This window comes from Streptosporangium album, assembly GCF_014203795.1.
Taxonomy (GTDB): domain Bacteria; phylum Actinomycetota; class Actinomycetes; order Streptosporangiales; family Streptosporangiaceae; genus Streptosporangium; species Streptosporangium album.
The window spans coordinates 4,864,673-4,886,879 of the sequence record NZ_JACHJU010000001.1 but is presented as its reverse complement, the minus strand read 5'-3'; the positions used below and the strand labels follow the sequence as shown (position 1 = coordinate 4,886,879).

The 22,207-nt window shown below is 68.7% G+C and carries 22 protein-coding genes; 11 read left to right on the top strand and 11 right to left on the bottom strand.

Annotated elements, in window-relative coordinates:
- Positions 1-6: 6 nt before the first annotated feature.
- Genes FHR32_RS23330 through FHR32_RS23320 form a run of 3 tightly spaced genes read right to left on the bottom strand, consistent with a single transcriptional unit; the run spans position 7 to position 4,320 of the window.
- Positions 7-1,827, bottom strand: a complete 1,821-nt coding sequence (locus tag FHR32_RS23330; protein WP_184756248.1) for a vWA domain-containing protein — start codon at positions 1,825-1,827, stop codon at positions 7-9.
- A complete protein-coding gene (locus FHR32_RS23325; protein WP_184756247.1) occupies positions 1,827-2,888 on the bottom strand; it encodes an ATP-binding protein in 1,062 nt (353 codons plus the stop codon). The genes FHR32_RS23330 and FHR32_RS23325 overlap by 1 nt, the downstream gene beginning before the upstream one ends.
- A gap of 43 nt (positions 2,889-2,931) precedes the next feature.
- Positions 2,932-4,320: a putative hexosyltransferase gene (locus FHR32_RS23320; RefSeq protein ID WP_184756246.1), complete on the bottom strand. Its 1,389-nt coding sequence runs from the start codon at positions 4,318-4,320 to the stop codon at positions 2,932-2,934.
- Positions 4,321-4,445: 125 nt separating this feature from the next.
- Here FHR32_RS23320 and FHR32_RS23315 point away from each other — a divergent pair, with 125 nt between their 5' ends.
- Positions 4,446-4,697: a LapA family protein gene (locus FHR32_RS23315; RefSeq protein ID WP_184756245.1), complete on the top strand. Its 252-nt coding sequence runs from the start codon at positions 4,446-4,448 to the stop codon at positions 4,695-4,697.
- 146 nt (positions 4,698-4,843) lie between these two features.
- On the opposite strand, the gene FHR32_RS23310 is transcribed toward FHR32_RS23315, so the two are convergent.
- The 3 genes from FHR32_RS23310 to FHR32_RS23300 form a co-directional block, all read right to left on the bottom strand.
- A complete protein-coding gene (locus tag FHR32_RS23310; RefSeq protein WP_184756244.1) occupies positions 4,844-6,643 on the bottom strand; it encodes a chitinase in 1,800 nt (599 codons plus the stop codon).
- A 79-nt stretch (positions 6,644-6,722) separates the two neighbouring features.
- The gene (locus FHR32_RS23305) at positions 6,723-8,273 is read right to left on the bottom strand and encodes a cellulose binding domain-containing protein (RefSeq protein ID WP_184756243.1); all 1,551 of its coding nucleotides are present in this window, start codon (positions 8,271-8,273) and stop codon (positions 6,723-6,725) included.
- Between the two features lie 22 nt (positions 8,274-8,295).
- The gene (locus FHR32_RS23300; RefSeq protein WP_184756242.1) at positions 8,296-9,864 is read right to left on the bottom strand and encodes a chitinase; all 1,569 of its coding nucleotides are present in this window, start codon (positions 9,862-9,864) and stop codon (positions 8,296-8,298) included.
- Positions 9,865-10,507: 643 nt separating this feature from the next.
- On the opposite strand from FHR32_RS23300, the gene FHR32_RS23295 reads away from it, so the two are divergent.
- The 3 genes from FHR32_RS23295 to FHR32_RS23285 are packed head-to-tail and all read left to right on the top strand — an operon-like array spanning position 10,508 to position 13,094.
- On the top strand, positions 10,508-11,236 hold the full coding sequence (locus FHR32_RS23295; RefSeq protein WP_184756241.1) for a hypothetical protein: 729 nt from the start codon (positions 10,508-10,510) through the stop codon (positions 11,234-11,236).
- On the top strand, positions 11,236-12,456 hold the full coding sequence (locus FHR32_RS23290) for a sensor histidine kinase (protein WP_184756240.1): 1,221 nt from the start codon (positions 11,236-11,238) through the stop codon (positions 12,454-12,456). Before FHR32_RS23295 ends, FHR32_RS23290 begins: the two co-directional genes overlap by 1 nt.
- Positions 12,456-13,094, top strand: coding sequence for a response regulator transcription factor (locus tag FHR32_RS23285; RefSeq protein WP_184756239.1), 639 nt, complete (start codon positions 12,456-12,458; stop codon positions 13,092-13,094). Before FHR32_RS23290 ends, FHR32_RS23285 begins: the two co-directional genes overlap by 1 nt.
- A gap of 195 nt (positions 13,095-13,289) precedes the next feature.
- Here FHR32_RS23285 and FHR32_RS23280 read toward each other — a convergent pair whose 3' ends face one another.
- Together FHR32_RS23280 and FHR32_RS23275 are read right to left on the bottom strand one after the other, a co-directional pair.
- On the bottom strand, positions 13,290-13,961 hold the full coding sequence (locus tag FHR32_RS23280; protein ID WP_184756238.1) for a nitroreductase family protein: 672 nt from the start codon (positions 13,959-13,961) through the stop codon (positions 13,290-13,292).
- Between the two features lie 50 nt (positions 13,962-14,011).
- Entirely contained in the window at positions 14,012-14,353 is a 342-nt protein-coding gene (locus FHR32_RS23275) for a hypothetical protein (RefSeq protein ID WP_184756237.1), read from the bottom strand.
- Positions 14,354-14,456: 103 nt separating this feature from the next.
- On the opposite strand from FHR32_RS23275, the gene FHR32_RS23270 reads away from it, so the two are divergent.
- The gene (locus tag FHR32_RS23270; protein WP_221465523.1) at positions 14,457-15,587 is read left to right on the top strand and encodes an IS630 family transposase; all 1,131 of its coding nucleotides are present in this window, start codon (positions 14,457-14,459) and stop codon (positions 15,585-15,587) included.
- A gap of 51 nt (positions 15,588-15,638) precedes the next feature.
- Here the strand turns inward: FHR32_RS23270 and FHR32_RS23265 are convergent, their stop codons facing one another.
- On the bottom strand, positions 15,639-16,205 hold the full coding sequence (locus tag FHR32_RS23265; protein ID WP_184756236.1) for an NADPH-dependent FMN reductase: 567 nt from the start codon (positions 16,203-16,205) through the stop codon (positions 15,639-15,641).
- A gap of 85 nt (positions 16,206-16,290) precedes the next feature.
- Between FHR32_RS23265 and FHR32_RS23260 the strand changes: the two genes are divergently transcribed.
- From FHR32_RS23260 to FHR32_RS23235, 6 genes are all read left to right on the top strand, one after another.
- Positions 16,291-16,761: a MarR family winged helix-turn-helix transcriptional regulator gene (locus FHR32_RS23260; protein ID WP_184756235.1), complete on the top strand. Its 471-nt coding sequence runs from the start codon at positions 16,291-16,293 to the stop codon at positions 16,759-16,761.
- Positions 16,762-16,808: 47 nt separating this feature from the next.
- Positions 16,809-17,015 (top strand): hypothetical protein, encoded by a 207-nt coding sequence (locus tag FHR32_RS23255; protein WP_184756234.1) that lies wholly within the window; start codon positions 16,809-16,811, stop codon positions 17,013-17,015.
- 112 nt (positions 17,016-17,127) lie between these two features.
- Positions 17,128-17,502 (top strand): Lrp/AsnC family transcriptional regulator, encoded by a 375-nt coding sequence (locus FHR32_RS23250; RefSeq protein ID WP_246466289.1) that lies wholly within the window; start codon positions 17,128-17,130, stop codon positions 17,500-17,502.
- 265 nt (positions 17,503-17,767) lie between these two features.
- Complete coding sequence (locus FHR32_RS23245; protein ID WP_221465522.1) at positions 17,768-18,511, top strand: methyltransferase domain-containing protein; 744 nt, start codon at positions 17,768-17,770, stop codon at positions 18,509-18,511.
- A gap of 185 nt (positions 18,512-18,696) precedes the next feature.
- Entirely contained in the window at positions 18,697-19,347 is a 651-nt protein-coding gene (leuE, locus tag FHR32_RS23240) for a leucine efflux protein LeuE (protein WP_184756233.1), read from the top strand.
- A gap of 221 nt (positions 19,348-19,568) precedes the next feature.
- Positions 19,569-20,222 carry a VC0807 family protein gene (locus FHR32_RS23235; RefSeq protein ID WP_184756232.1) on the top strand — a complete coding sequence of 218 codons (654 nt, stop codon included), beginning with the start codon at positions 19,569-19,571 and terminating at the stop codon, positions 20,220-20,222.
- Positions 20,223-20,239: 17 nt separating this feature from the next.
- Here FHR32_RS23235 and FHR32_RS23230 read toward each other — a convergent pair whose 3' ends face one another.
- Complete coding sequence (locus FHR32_RS23230; protein ID WP_184756231.1) at positions 20,240-20,920, bottom strand: response regulator; 681 nt, start codon at positions 20,918-20,920, stop codon at positions 20,240-20,242.
- Positions 20,917-22,134 (bottom strand): sensor histidine kinase, encoded by a 1,218-nt coding sequence (locus tag FHR32_RS23225; RefSeq protein WP_246467316.1) that lies wholly within the window; start codon positions 22,132-22,134, stop codon positions 20,917-20,919. Before FHR32_RS23225 ends, FHR32_RS23230 begins: the two co-directional genes overlap by 4 nt.
- Positions 22,135-22,207 lie beyond the last annotated feature (73 nt).

The following is a 22,207-nucleotide window of genomic DNA, read 5'->3' as shown; positions in this document are numbered from 1 at the left end:
CGTCCGTTACGGGGAGGAGGTCAGGCGGAGGACCGGACCGCGCGGGGTGAAGGGGAGTCGCGCCCCCTCGGGGATCAGGAAGGCGTGCTCGCGGCGGATACGGAGCACGTCACAGTAACCGTCGGTGATCAGCAGGATCGGACCGTCGGGTGGGAAGTCGTCGGCCCGTTCCAGCAGGTTGACTCCCGGTTGCAGGACGGTGCCGCCCCGCCCGCGCACCCTGACCCTGCCGGAGATCTCCTCGACCGGGAGGTATCCGGCGTCGTAAGCGGCGGCGTCGCAGAACACGACCCGTGCCCGGGGCACGTCGCGGGAGAGCGCGTAGGAGGCGATGGCGCCCAGTGCCTTGCCGAGGAGCTTGGCGTTCATCGATCCGGAGGTGTCCAGCACGACGCCGAAGGTCGCCTGCCGCACGCGCTCCTCGGGCCGGGTCCAGCCCGGGCGCGGGATGCCGGGGCTGGCGGCCTGGCGGCGGGAGGCGCGGGCGTAGCTGCGGCGCTTCTCCACCGCGGGGACGTGTTCCTCGAACCAGCGGGCCAGGGCGGCGTCCCAGGGCAGCGGCGGCTGGTCCAGGGCGCGGATCTCCTGTTCCAGCCCGCTGGGCAGGTGGCCCCTGCCGCTGTTGTGGTGGTAGGCCAGGCCGGTGGACAGGGCGTTGCGGTAGTAGTCGTCCAGGTCGACGTAGCGGCCCGGTGCGCCCGGGTGCGGCAGCGGGCGGTCGAGCACGTCGCCGAGCCCGCGGCCGCGCAGGGTGGCGAGCTTGCGCATGCGGCGCAGGTCGGTGGCGATCCTGTCGTAGACGGCCTCGGCCGAGAGTCCCGCCAGCGACTGGTCGAACAGCAGCCCTTCGGGCATCTCGCCGACCGCCATCTCCACCAGCCAGCCGTTGATCACGTAGTCGGCGGCGACGTTCCAGAGGTAGGGGTCGCGCCCGCCGATCCGGTCGCCGTGCCGCAGCGCGGCGTGCAGCATCTCGTGGGCCAGCACGAAGCGCCACTCCGCGGCCGACATCCGTACCAGCGGGTTGACGTAGATCTCGGCGGCCTCGGAGCTGACCGCGGCGATCGAGATCTGCCAGTCCTTGGCCAGTTCCACGTCGGCGACGAGTTTCATGCCCGCGGCGAGGGCGCCGAGCAGCGGGTAGGACGAGACGAACCAGCGCAGTGCCAGGTCCCACGGCCCCTCGACATGGCTGTCGGCTGAGCTGCGCGGCCTGCCGGCGAGGTCGAGCGCGGCGGTGGCCGAGTCGGCCACTCCGACGGCGAAGTGGCGCTGGAAGTCCTCGCGCTTGGCGGTCTCCTCGTCGCCGATGACGAAGTCCGGGGGGCCGGTCGGCTCGTACGCGGCGGGCAGGCCGAGACGCCGCCACCGTTCCGAGAGCGTGACCTCGTCTTCGGCCGGCAGGTCCTCCGGCAGCGGGGCCGGGCAGCGGCCGATCTTCAGGGTGTGCAGGAAGCGGTCGACCGCCAGGCAGCAGGCGGCGTGGTAGGCGTGCTCGGGCAGGGCGCCGGTGGTCCAGGAGTCGTCCGCCTTCTCGCCGATGTCGGCGGGCATGGCGGAGCGGGGATCGGCGTGGCCGAACCCGAGGTGGAGCAGGAGGTGCGCGAAGACCCAGGCCCACTCCGCGGCGTCGGCGCGGTGTGCGGGGTGGTGGCGGACCCGGCCCGCCGCGGAGACCGTGGCCCAGGCACCGGCCGGCAGCTCGCCGTCGCGGGCGACGTAGAGGAACCTGCCATGGGGGCGGAAGAGCGGGTGGCCGATGACCGTGTTCCAGCCGTTGTTCACCGCCTCCCGCCAGGGATCGGTCTTCGCCTTCTGCCTGCTCATCAGCTGCGCGCCGCGACGAGCCGGGGAAGGTCGCGTCCGACCTCGGCGAGGAACCAGACGGGGAGGGCGGGGGTGCCGTTCGCGTCGTTGGCGATGACGAGCTGGGCGCACTCCAGCGAGATCTCGGCCAGCTCGACCAGCAGGGTCTTGGACCGGAAGGCGAGGTCGCGGCCCCGGGAGGACGCGCCCCGCTTGTCGGCGGGGAGCTCCTTCACCAGGCGGGCCCGGAAGGTCTCGGACAGGAAGTAGAGCAGGTCGCGGTCCTCGGGAGCGCGCGGCCAGGAGACGTCTCCCTTGATCACGGCGTCGAGGTCGTAGGCGTGACGGACGGTCTTGACGTAGGCGCGGAAGGCCGAGGCGTGGGCGGTGGTGAGGGTGCCGAAGGCCAGCGTGGCGAGGGTGTCGTCGTCCAGTGCGTCGCCGTAGGAGTGCATGACGTCCGAGAGCATGTGCCAGGCGCGTGGGGAGGAGAACGGCTCCTCGGTCTTGGGCGGGGCGCTCCACAGGTGGTCGGGGCGCTGGACGAGGTATTCGACGATCCACGGGTGGATGGCGTTGTCCGTCGCCCATGTCAGCCAGTCGGTCGCCGAGGCGCGCAGGTGGACGTGGACGAGACGGTTGACCAGTGCCGAGGCCATCGGCCGGGCCAGGGCGTTGTCGGTGGCCCGGTTGCCGGCGCCGATCACGACCGAGCCCTCGGGCAGCTCGTAGGTGCCGATGCGGCGGTCGAGGATGAGCGAGTAGAACGCCTTCTGCACCTCGGGCGCCGAGGCGTTCAGCTCGTCGAGGAACAGGCAGTACGGCTCGTCCCTGGCGATCGACTCGGGCGGGGCGAAACGGCTCCGGCCGTTGATCAGCTCGGGCACGCCGATGAGGTCCTCCGGGGCCAGCTGCGTGCCGAGCAGGGTCACGCACTCCAGGCCGAGCGCGCCGGCGAAGGCACGGACCAGGGAGCTCTTGCCGATGCCGGGTGCTCCCCACAGGAACACCGGCCGCACGACGGCGACGTGCAGCAGCACGTCCGGCAGTTGGGCCGGGGTCACGGTGACGGTTGCCTGCATGCCCCAAGGGTGACGTGTCGCCCCTGGGACCCGCACCAGGTTTTCAGACGGGCATGGGGTCGGAGCCACGCTGGGCCGAGGCCGCCGTTCCGGCGGGGGCGTCGGAGACGCGACGGCCCCAGGGCATGGCCAGGGCGAGGATCGGCAGGAGCACGATGGAGCACCGGGCCCAGACCGAGTGCAGCGCCCACCAGACGTCGGTCTCGAACTGGGTCATGTAGAGGTAGCCGTATCCGGCCCAGAGGGAGACGCCGATGACGGCGGGCCAGGTGAAGCGGGTGGGCCGGGCGATCAGGAACGGCATGAACCAGAGCAGGTACTGCGCGCCGAGACGGGGGGTGACGACCATGAAGGCGAGGAGCAGGGCCGTGGTGAGGTCCACCGGGTCGGCACGGCGCCACAGGATGGCCACCACGACCATCGTGACGTAGATCAGCCGCGTGCCGAACGTGGCGATGCCGGGGTCGAGCGTCCAGTCACCGCCGACCATGATCGCGCTGTAGCCCCATTCGCCGACGATGGGCCGGATGTCCTGGATCACACGGATGACCTCGGGGATCTCGCTCAGCGAGGTGCCGGCGAAGATCGGCAGGGTGACCAGGAAGAAGACCGGGGCGATGCAGGTCGCGACGGCGGCGACGATGCGGGCGCGGACGGTCGGCAGCAGCAGGAGCATGCCGGGGATCAACCAGATCGGCCAGCTCTTGGCGCACAGGGCGAGCCCCATCAGCAGGCCGGCGAGGATCGCCCGGCGCAGGGTCGCCTTCTCGCCGGGGTGCGGCGCGAGCGCCTGGCGCACCACGCCGGGCACCGACGACAGGGCCTGCCGTACGGCGCCGCCGACGCCCATGGTCGTGACGCCCCGCCAGGCCATCGTGATCGGGTCGTTGACGAGGCCCGGCCGGTCGGGGGTTCCGGGCCCGCGGGCGACCACGAACGCGGCCACGCCGAAGACCAGCGCGACCGGCTCGACCTGGCCGTGGACGGAGGCGACGAGGATGGCCAGCGGGTTGCAGGCGTACTGGAATGCGCGCAGCGAGGCTCTGGAACCGCCGGCGAGCTTGCCGACCAGCGGGATCAGCGCGATGTCGGCCACCACGGTGACCAGCCGGCCACCGATCTCCCAGGGGATGCCCAGCCAGAGCAGCAGGCCGTACACGTAGGGGATGGTCGGCAGGAAATGCCAGCCGCCCTCGCTGCCGAGCACGGGGTCCTGGCGGTTCAGGATCGCCTCGCCGGCGGGCTTGAAGCTCTCCATGAAGTCGACCGGCTGCCAACTGTCGATCGCCGAGGTCGTCATGATGAGCACCCGGAATCCGATTCCGACCGCGAGGATGGCGAGAAGTGAAGGCCGCCAGCCTTTCCATTGCGCGAGCAGAGCGAGCACGACACCTGAGACGAGGACGAACCCCGTGAGAATTGCGTAGTCCATGACGGTTATCAGAGTGCCGGAACCCGTGGCCGACCACCTACCCGGGTGGGAAAACGAGACCAGCCTCTCAGCTTTTATAGCTTATAGTAAGTGATCGGTAGCAGTGTGTAGCAATAGGGGCGGCCATGACGAGGACACCGGCGGGCGGGCCCGGACCGTTCGGCAGATGGCTGGCCTCACTGTCGCCGCGCGTGTGGATCGCCCTGGCGCTTGCCGTGCTCGGCGCGTTCTTCATCGCGCAGAACCGCGTTCCCGTCCGGATCCGATGGCTGACGTTCACGGTGACCTCGCCGCTCTGGATCGCGCTGCTGGCCGTGATGCTGGTCGGCGTGATCATTGGGCTGCTGCTCCGCCGCCGGTCGGCGAAGCGGAGGTGAAAGCCCCGCGGGTGTAGAGCAGCGCGGCCAGCGCCGTCGCGGGAGGTGGGCGTCGGCGTGGGGGTCGTGCCGCATCGCGAATCGACGGGACCGGGGGACGGTGACCTCGCCGCCGAGGGTCCGTCTCCCCCGGCGGCGAGGGGTTTTCAGCCCAGGCCGTTGAGATAGGCCCGGTGGCCGCGGGAGAACTCGAAGGAGTTGTACCTGTCCCAGTTGATCGACCAGGTCATCAGGCCGCGCAGGTTCGGGTAGACGCCGCGCGGCCGGTACGGCCCGCAGTTGGTCCCCTTGGCCAGGCAGTCGAAGGCCTTCTGGACCTCGGCCACCGTGGTGAAGCCGTTGCCCGCGTAGGCCGCGGCGGGCAGACCGATGGCGACCTGTTCCGGGCGCAGGGCGGGGAAGACGTTGTTCGGGTTCCCCGCGATCGGGAAGCCCGCCAGCAGCATGTCCGTCATGGCCACGTGGAAGTCGTGGGTGCCCATGGTGTGGTACTGGTTGTCCAGCCCGGTGATCGGCCCGGAGTTGTAGTCCTGGACGTGCAGCAGGGTCAGGTCGCCCCGCATCGCGTGGATGACGGGGAGATAGGACCCGGCCCGCTGGTCGGCCGAGCCGTTCGGGCCGGGGCCGTAGAACTGGTAGCCGAGCTGGACGAAGAAGGTCTCCGGGGCCATGGTCAGCACGAACTTCGCACCGTACCTGGCCTTGAGGGTCTTCAGCGCGGAGATCAGGTTGACGATGACCGGGGTGGTCGGGGCGGCGAGGTTGGTGTCGCCCGGGTTGAGGTAGAGCGAGTGGCCCTCGAAGTCGATGTCCAGCCCGTCGAGGCCGTACCTGTCGATGATGGCGCTCACCGACTGCACGAACGTGTCCCGCGCGGCCGTGGTGGTGAGCTGGACCTGTCCGTTCTGGCCGCCGATGGAGATCAGTACCTTCTTGCCGAGCGCCTGCTTGGCCCGGATCCCGGCGACGAAGTCGGTCTCGGACTCGACGTTGGGGCACTCGGCGACCGGGCACCGCCGGAAGCGGATGTCACCGGAGGTCACCGAGGTCGGCTCGCCGAAGGCGAGGTTGATGACGTTCCACTCGTCCGGCACGTCGGCCATCCGGATGTAGCCGGAGCCGTTGGCGAAGGAGGCGTGCAGGTAGCCGACCAGCACCCGCTTGGGCAGGTCGCCCGGGGGCGGCGGAGTGTCGTTGCCGATCACCACCGAGACCTGGTTGGACCTGGCCGACTCGCCCGCCGCGTTGACGGCGCTCACCTGGTAGGTGTAGGTGCCCTGCGGAGGGGTCTCGGTGTAGGTGGTCCCGGTGGCCGTGGCGACCTTGGCGCCGTTGCGGTAGACGTTGTAGCCGGTCGCGCCGGCGGAGGCGGTCCAGCTCAGCACGGCGTTGGTGCGAGTGCTCGTGCTGGTCAGGCCGGTCGGCGCGGCCGGGGGCTGCTGCCCTTGTCCGGCCTCGCCGTCGAGGACGATGTCGTCGGCCTGGTAGGCGCCCTGGCCGTACCAGCCGTTGACGTAGACCGTCACCGACGTGGTCGACGCCCCGGTGGTGAACGTGGTCGACAGCTGCGAGTACGCCGACGGCGACGACGTCCACGTACTGGTGTCCGTCGTCCCCGTACCGAGCGCCCCGAGGAAGACGTAACCGCCCCGCACCCATGCCGACAGCGAGTACGACGAGGACGGCTTCACGCTCACCGTCTGCTGACACCGCGCGGTGTCCGAGCCCTGAGGCGTGGCCTGCAACGCCTTCGACCCGCCGTGCACCGGCGACGACACCGCGGCGGCACCGGAGGAGGCCGAACACGTCCAGCCGATCAGCCCGCTCTCGAATCCCGGATTCGTCGCGATGTTGGCCGCATGAGCGGGCGACGCGACCAGCATCGCCCCGCTCACGGCCAGTACGGCGACCGCCGCGAATTTCCTGAGGTTCAATCGAAGATTCATGGCCTGCCCTGTGAGGCTGAGTAGGGGGTGTCACGGGGGTACGGCCCGCACCACGGGGGCGGGATGCGGGCCGTACCGGCTAGAAGCCCGCGGTGATCCGGGTGAACTCCCAGTCGGCCTGGGCGATGCCGCTGCAGCTCTCCTGGACGCCGCCGCCGGGGCAGGGGCGGTCACGGTTGACGGACCAGAACGCGAACCGGGTCAGACCCTTGGACTTGGCCCAGTCGCGGATCTGGGTCCACTGCGCCGGGGAGGTCTGCTCCTGCTGGTCGGACAGGCCGTTCATGCCGGAGATGCCCGAGTGGGCGTAGGCCTGCGCGTCGGTCCAGCCGTTGGCCGACTTCAGCGCGTTCTTCAGGCCTTCGGCCGCGTTGACCGTGCTCTGGTACATGTTGGCGCCGCCGCCGAAGTCGAACGGCATGATCGTGTAGTTGTCGATCGGCACGCCCAGCGCCTTGGCCTGGTTGATCAGGCGGATGCCGGGAGCGGTCGGGCCGGTGGTCGAGGTTCCGAAGGTGACGACGACCTTGACGTTCGGGTTGTTCGCCTTGACGATCTTCAGGCCGTTGAGGATCCGGTCCTGGACGGTGTAGTTCTCGAACTCGTCGGTGTTCTCGATGTCGAAGTCGACCACGGCCGGGCCGGCGGCGTTGATGACCTGCTGCACGGCGCCGGCGAAGGCCGCCGGGGTGGAGCAGTTCGGGCCGAGCTTGTTGCCCTGCCAGCCGCCGAAGGAGATCTGCACGCTGCCGCCCGCGGCCTTGATCTGGTTGATCGCCGCCTGGTCGGCGCCGCCGGTCAGCGGGCGCTGCCCGTCCCAGGCCGGGTTGCAGCCACCGCTGGACAGGATGAACGCCATGGTGAACGACTTGACTCCGGTGGCGCCCATGACCGTGGCCGGGCTGGGAGGGTTGCCCCAGCCGGTGTAGAGGTACGGCGCACCGGCCATCTTGCCGCCCGGATCGGGGTTGGTGCAGCCGGTGGTGGTGGCGCCGCCCGAGCTGCCGGCCGACTCCCCGGCGGTGTTGTAGGCCTTCACCGTGTAGGTGTGCGCCTCGCATGTGCCCAGACCGGAGATCGTGGCGCCGGTCCCGGTGACGGTGGTCTTCAGGGCCGTGCCCTCGTAGACACGGTAGCCGGTGACCGTGCCGGTCGAGGCGCCCCAGGTCAGGCTGATCGAGGAGTTGGTCGCGGTGGCGCTCACCGCGCCGGGTGTGCCGGGGGCGCCGGGGTTGCCGGTGCCGCCGCCGCAGGGGTTGCCGTTGAGCGTGCAGTTGGACGGGGCGACACCGCCGGGACTGCCGTTGAAACCGAAGCTCGCCGACGCACCGGGGGCCAGGGTGCCGTTCCAGCCGACGTTGCTGAAGGTGAAACGCTGCCCGCTCCGGCTCAGCGAGGCATCCCAGAAGGAACCGACGGACGCACCCGAGGGCAGGTCGAACGCCACCGACCAGCCGTTGACCGTGGTCGTCCCGCCGTTGGTGATCGTGTACTTGCCCTCGAAACCACTGCCCCAGTCGGAGACCTTGGTGAAGACGGCGGTGGGGGACGCCGCCGCCTGGGCGGGCGCCGCGACCGCCATCAGGCCGAGTGCGGCCAGGACCGCGACTGCTGTTCGACGAAATCTCATCGTTTTCCTCTGTTCGGGGGTGTTAGGGCAGGGTGGCGAGATGCGGTTTGACGGTCTTGGAGAAGTTCCAGTTGTTCGAGGCGTCCCAGTTGACGGACCAGGTCATCGCGCCGCGGATCCCGGGATAGGCGCGCGGCGGCACGAAGCTGCCGCAGTTGGTCCGGGTGGCCAGGCAGGTCAGTGCCTGGTTCACCAGTGAGGGGGCGACGATTCCTCCGCCGGCCGCGCCGGGTCCGGCCGGCAGACCGAGCGACACCTGGTCGGGGCGGAGGCCGTTCTCCAGCTGGATGCAGGCCAGCGCGGTCATGAAGTTGACCGTGCCCTGCCCGTAGGCGGCCATCTGGTCACAGCCGAGCATCGAGCCGGAGTTGTAGAACTGGGTGTGGACGACCGTGAGGATGTCCTTGACGTTCAGCGCGAGCTTGAAGTACTCCGCGCCGGTGGACTGCATGTCGATGGTCTGCGGAGCCATCGTGATGATCAGGTCCGCGCCCGCCTTGGCGCGCAGCGCCCGCAGCGCCTGACCCATGTAGGTGGCGTTGAGGCCGTTCTCCAGGTCGATGTCCACGCCGTCGAAGCCGTAGCTCTGCATCAGGGCGTAGACGGTGTCGGCGAACTTCGTCGCCGCGGTGGCACTGGCCACCTGCACGCGGCCGAGCTCGCCGCCGACCGAGAGGATGACCTTCTTGCCGCGTGAGTGAAGCGTCTGCACGTCGGCCTTGAACTGGGCGTCGGTGTAGCCGCCGAGGGAGGCTGACAGGCCGGGGTCGACGCTGAAGACGACCTCACCGGGGGTGGCGGTGGACTCGCCGAAGGCGACCGCGACCAGGTCGTACTCGTTGGGGACCGCCGACAGCTTGAGCTCGACGGCGGGATTGTCGAAGTTGTGCCAGTAGCCGGTGAGAAAGTGCTTGGGCAGCGGGCCGGTGGAGCAGCCGGTCGTGGTGGCGCTCGCCGGGTCGCTCTTCGGCCCCTCACCGGCCGCGTTGTAGCCCGCCACCGTGTAGGTGTGCGCCTCGCACGTGCCCAGACCCGAGACCGTGGCGCCGGTCCCGGTAACCGTCGCCTTCAGGGCCGTGCCCTCGTAGACGCGATACCCGGTCACCGTGCCACTCGACGCCCCCCACGACAGCGCGACACTGCCCGCACCACCCGTCGCCGACACCGCACCCGGCTTGCCAGGCATGATCTCTCCGGTGCCGCCGCCGCAGGGGTTGCCGTTGAGCGTGCAGTTGGACGGGGCGACACCGCCGGGACTGCCGTTGAAACCGAAGCTCGCCGACGCACCGGGGGCCAGGGTGCCGTTCCAGCCGACGTTGCTGAAGGTGAAACGCTGCCCGCTCCGGCTCAGCGAGGCATCCCAGAAGGAACCGACGGACGCACCCGAGGGCAGGTCGAACGCCACCGACCAGCCGTTGACCGTGGTCGTCCCGCCGTTGGTGATCGTGTACTTGCCCTCGAAACCACTGCCCCAGTCGGAGACCTTGGTGAAGACGGCGGATGCCGAGGCGGCTTGGGCGGGGAGTGCGACCATCGCCAGGACGAGGGCCGCCAGGGCGACAAATGATCGAGCGATGACGCGAAACTTCACGTTAACCTCATGAATTCGGTAGGGGTGACCGTACGGCTCACGCCTCTCGGGGGGGTGCTCCCCGGTGAGAACGAGGAGGCGAGGAGCAAGCCGTACGGCGTGCGGGGGCGGCCTGCGCATCGGGAGGGTGGCGTCATCGACCACGCGCGCGGCCCGGCCCTCCGGATCGGAGGCCTCTGCGCCGGCTCGACCGGACGCGGACGGTCCGAGAGGGAGGTTTGCTGGGGCTGTCAGGACAAGTAAGGGAAAGGCGCGCCGCATGGCCGCTCCCATGAAGGGGGACTCGGGGGGTATGAGGCGTCCGGACGGTCGGACCTTCACACGGTGACGGCTGCCGCCGTCGAGTTTCCGCAGCTTGACATCTCATCGGTCGGCGGGGGGCGGGCCACGGACCCTCCTCTCGGGTATTTCTTTTAAGAAAGTTTCCTAAGAGTTGTCGCGATCGTAGCTTTGACAGAGATGCTTCACAAGGCCCAAAAACTCCAGGTTTCAACGACCCAGCTAGACACGTTCCAACTCTCCGGCCGGCGGGACGGCACCCCTCCGAGGTAGAAGAACCTCTACCCACGATTGGCAAGCAGCCCTATCGCCATCTACCGAGGCAGTCAAGATCATCAGAGGCATGGATAAATCATCGGAAATCGTGAATGTCAAGCGACAACTTCGGCGGATGCAGATCTTCCTGGTCGGCGTGGTGGCCGCCGCGGTGGCCGGCGGGGCGATCCTGGCCAACGACGGGGAAGCCGTCGCGCAGGACGGCGGTAAGGTCAAGTTCGATGAGATCGAGGTCCAGCGGATCAACGTGGTGGAACCGGACGGCAAACCACGTATGGTCCTGAGCAACAAGGAAAGGTCGCCGGGCGCCACCGTGAACGGGACCGATCTGGGAAACGCCGGAACACGGCCGGGCATGACCTTCTATAACGGAGAAGGGGATGAGTCCGGAGGCATGGGCACCGACAACGGTGTCGACGACGGGAAGCCGTGGGCGTTCGGGCAACTCTCCTTCGACCAGCACAAGCAGGACCAGACGCTCGTTCTCCGATACATGGAGCAGGAGAGCATCCGAGGCGTCGGTCTGGAGGTCAACGACCGGCCTGAGGTGCCCTTGTCGGAGTCCTTCGAGGAATACAAGAAGATCGAGCAGATGCCGCCCGGACCGGAGCGGGACCAGGCGATGGCCAGGTACCGGAAGAAGTATCCGAGCCCACAGCGGGTCTTCATCGGCAAGAACCCCGACAAGTCGTCGGCGGTGACGCTTGCCGACGGCAGGGGTACGCCGCGCATCGTGCTGCGAGTGGGTCAGGACGGCAACCCTCAGATCCAGTTCCTGAACGCCAAGGGCAAGGTCACCCGGACGATCAAGGGCTGATGAAGGACGTCACCACCCCCTGGCAGGCGATCACGGGGAACCCGCTGCGGTTCCTCGGGTCGCCGTGGCCGTGGCGGGCACTCGCCTACCTGCTGACCAGTCTGCCGGGCGGCGGCGGGGTGATCCTGGTGGCAACCATGGGGCGGCAGACCTCGCTGGTGGTCGGGATGATCATGGTGTTAGTCGTCGCCGGGGTGCTGAGCGGCCCAATCGCATCCGTCGAGCGGTGGCGGCTGAGGCTGATAGATCCGGTGAACGCCCCTGCATCGAGGCAGAACCCGTGGACCTCCTTCGCGAGCCCAACCGCCTGGCGTGAGATCGGTTACGCGATTCTGTGGGCGACGATCCTGCCCGTGGTCAACGCCCTCATCATGACTCTCGCGGCGTTGACGGTCATCTCGAGCGTCGAGACCTTCCATTCCTGGCTCACCGTCGGCAACCCGGTGATGCCCGCCGGTGACCCATCGACGGTGGTCCTGCTGACCGTCACAATGGCGCTGGTCTGGCTGGCCGGCTGCGCGTACCTGCTCACTCTGGTGGCCGCGGTGCAGGGAACGCTGACGCGGAGCCTGCTCACCGCACCACCCGAGGAACGGATGATCGAATTGACCCGGTCACGGGCACGGCTGGTGGACGCATTCGAAGCCGAGCGCCGGCGCATCGAACGGGACCTGCACGACGGTACGCAACTCCGGCTCACCGCCGTGCTCATGCAGCTTGGCCTCGCGGAGCTAGACGTCCGAGAAGACCCAGAGCGTACGGCAACAGCCATCAGTACGGCTTATGGCCACACGCAAGCCGCACTGGATGAGTTGCGGCGCGTCATCAGAGACATTCACCCCACGGCGCTCACCGACCGAGGGTTGGGGGTCGCCGTCACCGAACTGGCCCGCCACTGTCAGATCCCGGTGACCATGGACCTCCGCCTTCCTCACCGTCCACCGCCAGGAGTGGAGGCGGCGGCATACTTCTGCGTCTCAGAAAGCCTCACCAACGTGGTGAAACACAGCAAAGCGCAAAGGATCACGATAAAAGCAGAGTTATCGAATCAATGCCTCACCATAGAAGTTGGCGACGACGGAATAGGCGGAGCCGACCCCACGGCGGGTAGCGGAATCAACGGGCTGGCCGACCGGATCGGCGTTCTCGACGGAACCCTGTCGCTCAGCAGCCCACTGGGAGGGCCGACAGTGATCCAGGTGCGGATCCCATGCGGTTGATGATCGCTGAGGATTCGGTGCTCCTCAGGGAAGGGCTCACCGGAATCTTCACCAGGTTCGGCTGCGAGGTGGTGTCCGCCGTCGGCAGCGCCGACGAACTGCTGCACGCCGTCGCCCGAGACGTGCCCGACATCGTCGTGGTGGACGTCCGCATGCCGCCGACTTTCCGCGATGAAGGGCTGCGGGCGGCCATCCGGCTGCGCGGCGAACACCCCGGCCTTGGCATCCTCGTCCTGTCACAGGTCGTCGAGGAGGCCGCGGCCGGAGAACTGCTGGAAGCCGGTACACGCGGCGTCGGTTATCTGCTCAAGGACCGGATCGGGGCGATCACCCGGTTCGTGGAGGAAGTGCGCGTGGTCGCTGCCGGGGGCACGGTCATCGATCCCGACGTGGTCCATCAACTGCTGGTCCATCATCGGGCGCGGGACCCGCTGGACGCGTTGTCGCCCCGTGAGCGCGAGGTGCTCGCCCTGGTCGCCGAGGGCAGGTCCAACAGCGCGATCGCCCAGCGGCTGTACGTGTCGGAGGCCGCCGTGGCCAAACACGTCACCAGCGTCTACACCAAACTCGACCTCGGACCGGACGCCGACGACCACCGCAGAGTGCTCGCCGCGTTGACCTTCCTCCGCTCGCGTTGACCGCCAGGGGTGTCGTCCCGGATCCGCGGCGCCGGCACCTTGCCGGCTACGGACTGCGGCGAAGGTAATCAACAAGTCCGGCAGCCGCCGCGTTAACGCAGTTCAGCGATGTCCAGACAAGATCTCCCGGGACTACCGGGCCTCCTCCGGCGAGGCAAGACGGGCTGTGGCGAACCCTGGGAGATCTCCGCCGTGTCAGGCCATGACCTCGGACAGGGGCTTGCGGACCAGGTCGGGGACCTCGGCGTCGCCGGCCGGGTAGCCGATCGGGAAGAGGATGTAGGGCCGCTCGTTGCCCGGCCGCCCGCAGATGGCGGTCAGGAACGCCATCGGGTTCGGAGTGTGGGTGAGCGTGGACAGGCCCATCGTGTGCAGGGCGGCGATGAAGAAACCGCAGGCGATGCCGACGCTCTCGTTGACGTAGTAGTGCTTGACCCTGGTGCCGTCGGGACGCACGCCGTATTTCTCCGCGAAGCAGACCACCAGCCACGGCACCGTTTCGAGGTAGCCCTTGTCGGGGCCGGTCTCCAGGTGGGCGAGGGCCTCGCGCCACTCGGGGGTCAGCCGCCCGCCCTCGTAGTTCTGCCGCTCCTCGACCTCGGCCGCCTCCCTGATCCGTTTCCTGGTCTCCAGGTCACCGATCACGACGAACTTCCACGGCTGTTGGTGGGCCCCCGAGGGGGCGGTGTTCGCGGTCCGGATCGCCAGTTCGACGCACTCGCGCGGCACCAGCTCGTCGCTGAAGAACCGCACGCTCCGGCGCCGGTCCATGTGCCGGTAGAACTCCCGGCCCCGCGCCACCATCTCGGCCTCGGGATGGCGCGCGGGCCGGTACGGGATGAACGGATGAGAATGCTCCCGCGCCATGATCGCCTCCATAGTGCAGCCCGTCGCAAGTCCTTCGGGGGTCCAGCGGATCACTGAACGTGATCGTCGGTCTCCATGAGGTAGAGGGTGCAGACGCAGTCGAGCGCCTCGTTGGGGGTGCCGGTGGGCTGGCCGTTGAGGAGCACGGAGTCGCGGTAGCCGTCGCTGCCGGCCTGGTAGATCGCGAATCCCCACGCGTCAGGGTCGCCGAGGTATTCGATCCGGGCCAGCGGGACGCCTTCGTCATCGTCGTCGGCCAGGTGTCCGATCAGATAGCCGTAGGAGCCGCGCCAGCGGATGGTGACCTCCTCCAGCCGAGGCCAGCGTTGGCAGGCGTGGTGGTCGACGGTTCCCTCGACGTGCTCTTTGAGCTTCTTGGACGGCACGGGCATGACACTCATTGTGGACGAGGGCGGCGTGTCGCCACCGCATCGACACATAAATCGGGCAATTTCGGGCGATCTCATTGTGATCATCCGAGAAGCGAAGCAGCGCATGGCCCGGCCAGTCAGTCCCGATGTGGTCATCCCCGGCAGCCGCCGACGGGCCAAGCTGGAGGCGATCGTCGCCCGGACGTCATCACCGCAGAACATGGTGCTGCGCGCCCGGATCGTTCTGCTGGCCTGGCAGGACCGGCCCAACACCACGATCGCCGCCGAGCTCGGCACCACCGTGGACACCGTACGCAAGTGGCGGCATCGCTTCGTCGCCGGCGGGCTGCCCGCTCTGAAGGACCAGGTACGGCACGGCCGCCCGGAGACATACGGCCCTGATGTCCGGCTTGCCGTGATCGCCTGCGCCACCAGCGTCCCGCCCTCGGGTGAGTCGCAGTGGAGCCACCTCTCGATCGCCCGGCATCTGGCCCACACGGCAATCTCGCCGTCCCAGGTCGGGCGGATCCTGGCCGAGGCCGACCTTCGGCCGCACAAGGTACGCGGCTGGCTCAACCGGGTGGATGACGAGCAGTTCTGGGCGCAGGCCGCCGCCGTCTGCGACCTGTACCTTCGCCCGCCCCGCTTCGGCGTGCTGATCAGCGTCGATGAGAAGACCGGCATCCAGGCCAAGTCCCGCAAGTACCCCGAGCGGGCAGGGCGCCCCGGCCGACCGGCGCGCCGGGAGTTCGAGTACATCCGGCACGGCACCGTCTCGATCATCGCGGCGATGAACGTGACCAACGGCCAGGTGCTGGCCCGCCGGATCGAGCGGAACAACTCGGTGACCTTCATCAGCTTCCTCACCGAGATCGACCAGGCCATCGACCCGAAACTCGACATCTACCTGATCATGGACAATGGGTCCAGCCATACCTCCCGCGCCACCCGCGCCTGGCTGGCGGCGCACCCGCGGTTCAAGGTCACCTACACACCCAAGCACGCGTCCTGGTTGAACATGGTCGAGATGTGGCTGTCTGCCCTGACCCGCCGTCTGCTGCGCAGAGGCGAGTTCACCTCCCGCGACGACCTCACCGAGAAGATCATCGACTTCACGATCCGCTACAACAACGACGCTCACCCCTACCGGTGGAGCTACGACGCCCGCGCCGAGCATGCGCGCTATCAAGCCCGCCACGCCCGCGACAACGAGCACCATGACGGAGGACGTGCTGTTTACGCGCAGGCCGCCTGAGCCTCACCCTCGGTGAGCATGCGAACCCCGAAGGATCTCTGCGGAGCTGCACTAGACCGCGCTCCGCATCGCGGACATCGCCTGGGTGAGCCGCCCGAGCTCGTTCAGCATTCCGGTCGCCGACGCGGACAGGTCGTCGTCGACGATCAGCCGGCCGTCCGCGTCGAGTTGCCTGCGGGTGAAGATGGTCACCGCGTCGCCCGCGGGCACCATGCGCAGGGTGGTGACCACTTGTTTCATCATCTGGACGGCGCGCAGGCCGCCCGACATCCCGCCGTAGCTGACGAAGCCGACGGGCTTGTAGCGCCACTCGTGATACAGGAAGTCGATGGCGTTCTTCAGCGGTGCGCTGAAGGCGTAGTTGTACTCCGGCATGACGAACGCGAACGCGTCCGCTTCGCCGATCGTGGCGCTCCAGTCCTTGCTGTGCTGATGGCGATAGATCCCCGTGGCCGGGTGCTCGGGCTCGTCCAGGAACGGCAGTCCCACCTCGGCCAGGTCGACGATCTCCACGGTGAACCCGCCGTGCTCCACGGCGTGCTGGGCGAACCAGTCGCCGATGTTCCGGCCCATCCGGCCGGGCCGGGTGCTGGCGACGATGACCTTCAATAGCGGCATGACGCGCTCTCCCTCAAGTTGTTTACGTGTAAACAGAGCTTGCCAACGCTTTGGTTACATGTCAACTAATCGTTAGGGTGGTCCCATGACGGACCCACGATGGCTCGATGACCGAGAGTTCCGGGCATGGCTCGGCTATCGCCGGATGCGCCTGCTGCTCGACGCCCAGATCGCCCGCGACCTCACCCGCGACTCGGGCCTGTCCGACTCCGACTACGATGTGCTGTCCGCGCTGTCCTCCAAGGAGGACCGTCGCTGGCGGCTGAACGAGCTGGCCGCACGGATGCTGTGGTCCAAGAGCCGTCTGTCCCGGCACATCAGCCGGATGGAGGAGCGCGGCCTGGTCACCCGGGAGGAGTGCGCCACCGACGCCCGCGGTTCGGTCATCGTCCTCACCGAGGGCGGCCTGTGCGCGATTGAGGCCGCCGCCCCCGACCACGTCGAGTCTGTCCGCCACCACCTGATCGACCTGCTCACCAGGGAACAGATCGAGGTTCTCGGCGACATCGCGGACACGGTCCTGGCCAACCTCGCAGAGAGCGAGGGGAGTCGTTAGCGGTTCGTCGCACAACCACCGGCCGGCTGACTCATCCACGGAGCCGGATGGCGGTGGCCGCGGTGCCTGTCCTGACGCTCACGCCCAGGTACGGCAACGGGCAACCAGCCGGGTATTTCGCGATCTACCAGGCCGGCAGCGACGGCTACCGCGACTCCGTGCTCCTCAACGGCCAGCCCACCGGCACCCCCAACGAGGCGCTCGACTGCGTCTGCACCCTCTACCTCATGGAGACCGACGATCACGTTCAGTGATCCGCTGGACCCCCGAAGGACTTGCGACGGGCTGCAATAGTTGGCATATATGCAGGCGTAGTCTGAATTTCGACCGCAAACAGGTCAACAGTGCGGCCGATTCACTGTCAGATTGACCGTCCAGGCCCGTCTGGACCGGATGGTCGCCGACGGCGTGATCACCGACTTCGGCCCCAACCTGTCTCCCCGCGCCCTCGGCTATCCGGTGCAGGCCTTCACCACCCTCGAGGTGGAGCAGATCTCCCGCGCCGACATCTCCGCCGCCCTGGCCGCGATCCCCGAAATCCTCGAAGCCCACATCGTCACCGGCCACGGTGACGTCTGGCGCCGCGTCGCCGGGCGCGACCACGAGCACATCCAGCAGGTCGTCGACCAGGCCTTGGCCATCCCCGGAGTGCGGCGGAGCACCACGGTGATCACCCTGTCCACCGTGGTGCCCCACCGGGTCCGGCCCCTGGCCGACCGCGACTTTTACTCTGCGCATTGATATGGACACAAAAGATGTTCGACGCCGATGAAGTGCGTTCCGTCTTCCAGACGAGCCGGCCGCGATCCTCCGAGCGGGACAGCAAAGGATGTCCGGCGCCCGAAGCTCCCTCTCGGCCTCGGCGGGGAAACCGGTCCCGGAACCGGGTGGTCACCCTGGTCGGGAGAGCCATTGCCGAGATGTCACCACCGATGGACCCAACGGCTGCACGCGATCTCGACAGTCTCTCCATGGGGACACCACATCGCTGTGCTTGGCTGGGTTCATGATCAAGAACGCTGACCTCACCCCTCCCGATCCGGTCGTCTACCTTGACCATGTCGCCATGAGCGCTCCCGGCCAGGCCTACAAACAGCGGATGCCGGCGATGCTCGATCTGCAACCGGGACAGACCGCGCTCGATATCGGGTGCGGACCGGGGACGGACCTCGCCGACCTGGCGGCCGGCGTCACGTCGACGGGTACGGTCATCGGAGTCGATCAAAATCCCCGTATGGCCGGGGAGGCACGGGTGCGGCTGGCCGGACAACCCGTCGTCGACATCCGCGAAGGCGATGCCCACTCCTTGCCGGTCGACGACTGCAGCGTCGACCGAGGACGCACCGACCGCGTGCTCCAGCACGTGGCCGACCCCTCCGGAGTGCTTGCCGAATTTCGTCGCGTGGCCCGGCCGGGGGCCAGGATCGCCATGGCGGAACCCGACTGGGACACGCTACTGATCGATCACGATGACCTTGCCGTGGGTCGCGGCCTCACCCGCTTCATCACGACGGAGGTGATCCGCAACGCCACCATCGGCCGTAGCATCGCACGGTTGTCCGCCGAGGCGGGTCTCGTCACCTGGTCCGTTGTGACGATGGCCCCGGTACTACAGGACTTCGAGACAGCCGATCAGCTCTGGGGGCTGCGCCGCAACGTCGTCAGAGCCGTCGACGCGGGCTACCTCGACAGGGGGCCGAGCGATGGATCGAAGAGGTCGGTTCGAGGCCGTTCCTCGCCAGTGTCGTGATTTTCCTGGTCGTGGCCGAAGCCCCGGCCTGAAACTTCCTTTCCCGCCGCCGATCAACCCGGCACGGGGCTCGGCCACTCGCGCGTACGAACGTGACCACCGGTCCCCAGGAGAGCGATCTTCGAGGGGACGACCATTTGAGAGAGTAAGGTGTGCATATCCCGTAAAGACCCTGGAGTACTGCTATGTTCTTCGGCGTCACCGACATCTGGACCTACGTCGTCGGTGCCTTCTTCATCATCCTGCTGCCCGGCCCCAACTCCCTCTACGTGCTCGCCACCGCCGCACAGCGCGGAGTGCGGCAGGGATACCGCGGGGCGATGGGCGTCTTCCTCGGTGACACCGTCCTGATGGTGCTCGCCGCCGCGGGTGCCGCCTCACTTCTGAGGTCGACACCGATCCTCTTCAACGTCGTCAAATACGCCGGGGCGGCCTACCTGGCGTGGATCGGGTTCCAGATGCTGCGGGATGCCTGGCGTTCCTGGCGGGCGACGGAGGTCTCGGAGGCGGTCCCGGCGAAGGCGGTGGCCGCGGAGGACCCGTTCCGCAAGGCCCTGACGATCAGTCTGATGAACCCGAAGGCGATCCTGTTCTTCATCGCGTTCTTCGTTCAGTTCGTGGACCCCGCCTACGGCACACCCGTGGTGCCGTTCCTCATCCTGGGGGCGATCTGCCAGCTGTTCAGCGTCCTCTACCTCTCGGCCCTGATCTTCGGTGGGACGTTCCTGTCCGGCCAGTTCCGGGCACGCCGCAAGCTGTCGGCCGGGCTCACCTCGGGGGTGGGCGCGCTGTTCATCGGCTTCGGCGCGAGGCTGGCCACCGCGACGCTCGGCTGACCGGCCGGGCGGGCGCATCTCTCCGCCATATCCGAATCGTCTGGACCGTATCGGAAGGTATAGCGGAGGCATGGAAAGAGTTCGGGTACGGTAAGTGGCTCGCGAATATCGGAATAACCTTTCCGTAAGCCCATACGATCAGCCCGGCGTGCCTGATGATCCCGCGCCGGGGTAGGCGCGGACCCCCAGCGCCGGCAATTCCACCGCCTCCGTGGAGCGTTATGAGCCATGTACCCGTCGCCCTCCCCCGTCTCACCGTCCTGGCCCGGCAGGCGGTGCCGAAGATCCTTGAGGGCGTCATCGCCCCCCTCGCCGTCTTCTACGCCGCGCTGGCCGTCCTCGGTGAGCGCGGCGCGCTCATCACTGCGGTGAGCTGGGTGTACGCAGGGGTGGGATGGCGGCTGATCCGCCGGGTCCCGGTCCCCGGGACGATGGTCCTCGCCGCCATCGCGATCACCCTGCGGGCGCTGATAGGGCTGTGGACCGGGAGCATGAAGTTCTTCCTCCTCCAGCCCGAGCTGGGGACGATCTGCATCAGCATGGTCTTCCTGGCCTCGGTGCGGCTGAACCGCCCGCTGGTGCAGAAGCTGACCCTCGACTACATCCACCTGCCCACGGCGGTGCTGAAGCACGAGCGGGTCCGCCGTTTCTTCGCCCGGATCACCCTGCTGTGGGCCTTCGTGCTGCTGACCAACTCCGCGGTGAGCATCTGGCTCCTGGTCCACCAGTCGGTCGGCACCTATCTGCTGGTCCGCACCTCGGTCGTCGCCCTGATCAGCGGCCTGGCGGTGGCCGTGTCGGTCTACGCCTTCCGCCGTGTCCTGCGCCGCCTGCACCACGACCAGGCTCCCGCCCTCACCTCCGCCCCCGCCTAGGGGACGGCCACGCCGTCTCACTCACCTCCGCCGTCCGGCGGCTCGACCGAGTCGGGCAGACCCGCCTCGTAGGCGAGGATCGCGGCCTGGACCCGGTTGCGCGCCCCGAGCCGGGCGAGGATCGCGCTCACGTGGGCCTTGACGGTGCCCTCCACCAGATACAGGCGGCGGGCGATCTGCCCGTTGGACAGCCCGGCCCCGACCAGCGCCAGCACGTCGCGCTCCCGGGGTGTGAGCGCGGCCACCTGCTCGCGGGCGGCTGCCGCGCGGGTCATCCGGCGGCCCGTGAGCTCGGCGATGACGCGGTGCGCGACGCGCGGCGACAGGTAGGCGGCGCCCTCGGCGACGGCGTGGATCCCGGCCAGCAGCTCACGCGGATCACCGGACTTGAGCAGGAACCCTCCCGCGCCCTCGCTCAGCGCCCGGGCGATGTAGTCGTCCTCGCCGAAGGTGGTCAGCATCACGACGGAGCTCGCGGGCGCGACCCGGCGTAGCTCGGCCAGGGCCGCGAGCCCGTCCATCCGGGGCATCCGGATGTCGAGCAGGACGACGTCGGGACGGTGGCTCAACGCCAGGGCGACCGCCTCCCGCCCGTCGCCCGCCTCCGCGACCACCTCGATCCCGGGGTCGGCGGCCAGGATCGCCCGCACCCCGGCCCGGATCATGGCCTCGTCGTCGGCCAGCAGCACCCGGATCACGTTGCTCCGTCCTTCAGGGGAAGATCTTCCGTCTCTCGGGGGAGGCCATCCGGAGGGAAGCTCGCCACGACCCGGAAGCGGCCGCCCGTCCATCCCGACGTGAACGTACCGCCCGCGAGCCGTACCCGCTCGTGCAGCCCCACCAGGCCCAGCCCGCCGCCGCGGGGACGGCCGGGCGGCGTCGGGGCCGCCCGATTGGTCACGGTCACCGTGATCTCGGCGGAGGTCCGGAGGACCTGGACCGTCACCGGAGAGCCGGGAGCGTGTTTGGTCGCGTTGGTCAGCGCCTCCTGGACGACCCGGCACGCCGTACGGTCCCGGAGCGACTCCTCGCCGGTCAGTTCCACCCGGACGCCCGACTCCCTGGCCCGCTCGACGATCTCGGCGACGCTCTCCTGCGGCGGGGTCAGCGGCGCCCGTTCACCCTCGCGGAGCACGCCGATGACCCTGCGCAGGCGTTCGGTGGTGTCGGCGGCGGCCTCACGGAGCTCCCCGGCGGCCCTGCGATGCCGTTCGGCCAGGTCGGGCGCCATCTCCAGGGCTGCGGCGCGCAGCGCGATGAGCGCGAGATCGTGACCGAGGGAGTCGTGCATGTCCTGGGCGATGCGGTTGCGCTCGTGGAGCTGCGCCTGACCGGCGATCAGACGCTGCTCACGGGCGCGCTGCTCCACCCTCTGCCAGCGCAGCCGGCCGACTCCCCACGGCAGGAGGGCGGACAGCAGGATGCCGGACAGGAGGGGGAACCAGAAGTGCGAGGTCACGGGGTCGGGTCGCGGGCCGCAGGAGGTGACCAGGGTCAGGGCCGTGCCCGTGCCCAGAATCGCGGTGAAGGCCAGTGCCGCGGGGCGCGACCTGGCCGCCCGGCGGCCGGTCAGCCAGGAGAGCACGACGATCGCGGGCGTGAACCCGTTCAGGGGGCCCAGCGTGACCAGACCGTCGAGCCTCCAGATCTGGACGGTGGCCAGGCCCTCACCGACGCTCCACGACCCCACTGCCAGGACGATCAGCATGCCCGCCAGCGGCGACCTGCGGCTCACGAGCACGGCGCCTCCCAGCACGACCGCCCCGGCGACGGCCGCCCATGCCGCCCAGCCGCCGGACGGCTCCCACCAGGGAGGAGTCACCGGAGCCAGGACCGCCGACAGGCACAACAGTGCCCAGAGCAGCAGGTCGCGCAGCGCCTCCCGCCGGCTTGACCGCCGGATCCACCTCATCACGCCTGTGACGTTACAAGGCCGTTCCGGCCCCGCGTCTCCGCCGGAGGTAGCGGACCTCCCCTGACGAAAG

Coding starts and splice junctions, on each gene's coding strand:
- FHR32_RS23225 (WP_246467316.1), bottom strand. CDS start 22,134: ATGAGGTGGATCCGGCGGTCAAGCCGGCGGGAGGCGCTGCGCGACCTG.
- FHR32_RS23290 (WP_184756240.1), top strand. CDS start 11,236: ATGAAGGACGTCACCACCCCCTGGCAGGCGATCACGGGGAACCCGCTG.
- FHR32_RS23255 (WP_184756234.1), top strand. CDS start 16,809: ATGGCGGTGGCCGCGGTGCCTGTCCTGACGCTCACGCCCAGGTACGGC.
- FHR32_RS23260 (WP_184756235.1), top strand. CDS start 16,291: ATGACGGACCCACGATGGCTCGATGACCGAGAGTTCCGGGCATGGCTC.
- FHR32_RS23305 (WP_184756243.1), bottom strand. CDS start 8,273: ATGAGATTTCGTCGAACAGCAGTCGCGGTCCTGGCCGCACTCGGCCTG.
- FHR32_RS23245 (WP_221465522.1), top strand. CDS start 17,768: ATGATCAAGAACGCTGACCTCACCCCTCCCGATCCGGTCGTCTACCTT.
- FHR32_RS23320 (WP_184756246.1), bottom strand. CDS start 4,320: ATGGACTACGCAATTCTCACGGGGTTCGTCCTCGTCTCAGGTGTCGTG.
- FHR32_RS23325 (WP_184756247.1), bottom strand. CDS start 2,888: ATGCAGGCAACCGTCACCGTGACCCCGGCCCAACTGCCGGACGTGCTG.
- FHR32_RS23285 (WP_184756239.1), top strand. CDS start 12,456: ATGATCGCTGAGGATTCGGTGCTCCTCAGGGAAGGGCTCACCGGAATC.
- FHR32_RS23270 (WP_221465523.1), top strand. CDS start 14,457: ATGGCCCGGCCAGTCAGTCCCGATGTGGTCATCCCCGGCAGCCGCCGA.
- leuE (WP_184756233.1), top strand. CDS start 18,697: ATGTTCTTCGGCGTCACCGACATCTGGACCTACGTCGTCGGTGCCTTC.
- FHR32_RS23310 (WP_184756244.1), bottom strand. CDS start 6,643: ATGAATCTTCGATTGAACCTCAGGAAATTCGCGGCGGTCGCCGTACTG.
- FHR32_RS23235 (WP_184756232.1), top strand. CDS start 19,569: ATGAGCCATGTACCCGTCGCCCTCCCCCGTCTCACCGTCCTGGCCCGG.
- FHR32_RS23280 (WP_184756238.1), bottom strand. CDS start 13,961: ATGGCGCGGGAGCATTCTCATCCGTTCATCCCGTACCGGCCCGCGCGC.
- FHR32_RS23275 (WP_184756237.1), bottom strand. CDS start 14,353: ATGCCCGTGCCGTCCAAGAAGCTCAAAGAGCACGTCGAGGGAACCGTC.
- FHR32_RS23265 (WP_184756236.1), bottom strand. CDS start 16,205: ATGCCGCTATTGAAGGTCATCGTCGCCAGCACCCGGCCCGGCCGGATG.
- FHR32_RS23330 (WP_184756248.1), bottom strand. CDS start 1,827: ATGAGCAGGCAGAAGGCGAAGACCGATCCCTGGCGGGAGGCGGTGAAC.
- FHR32_RS23315 (WP_184756245.1), top strand. CDS start 4,446: ATGACGAGGACACCGGCGGGCGGGCCCGGACCGTTCGGCAGATGGCTG.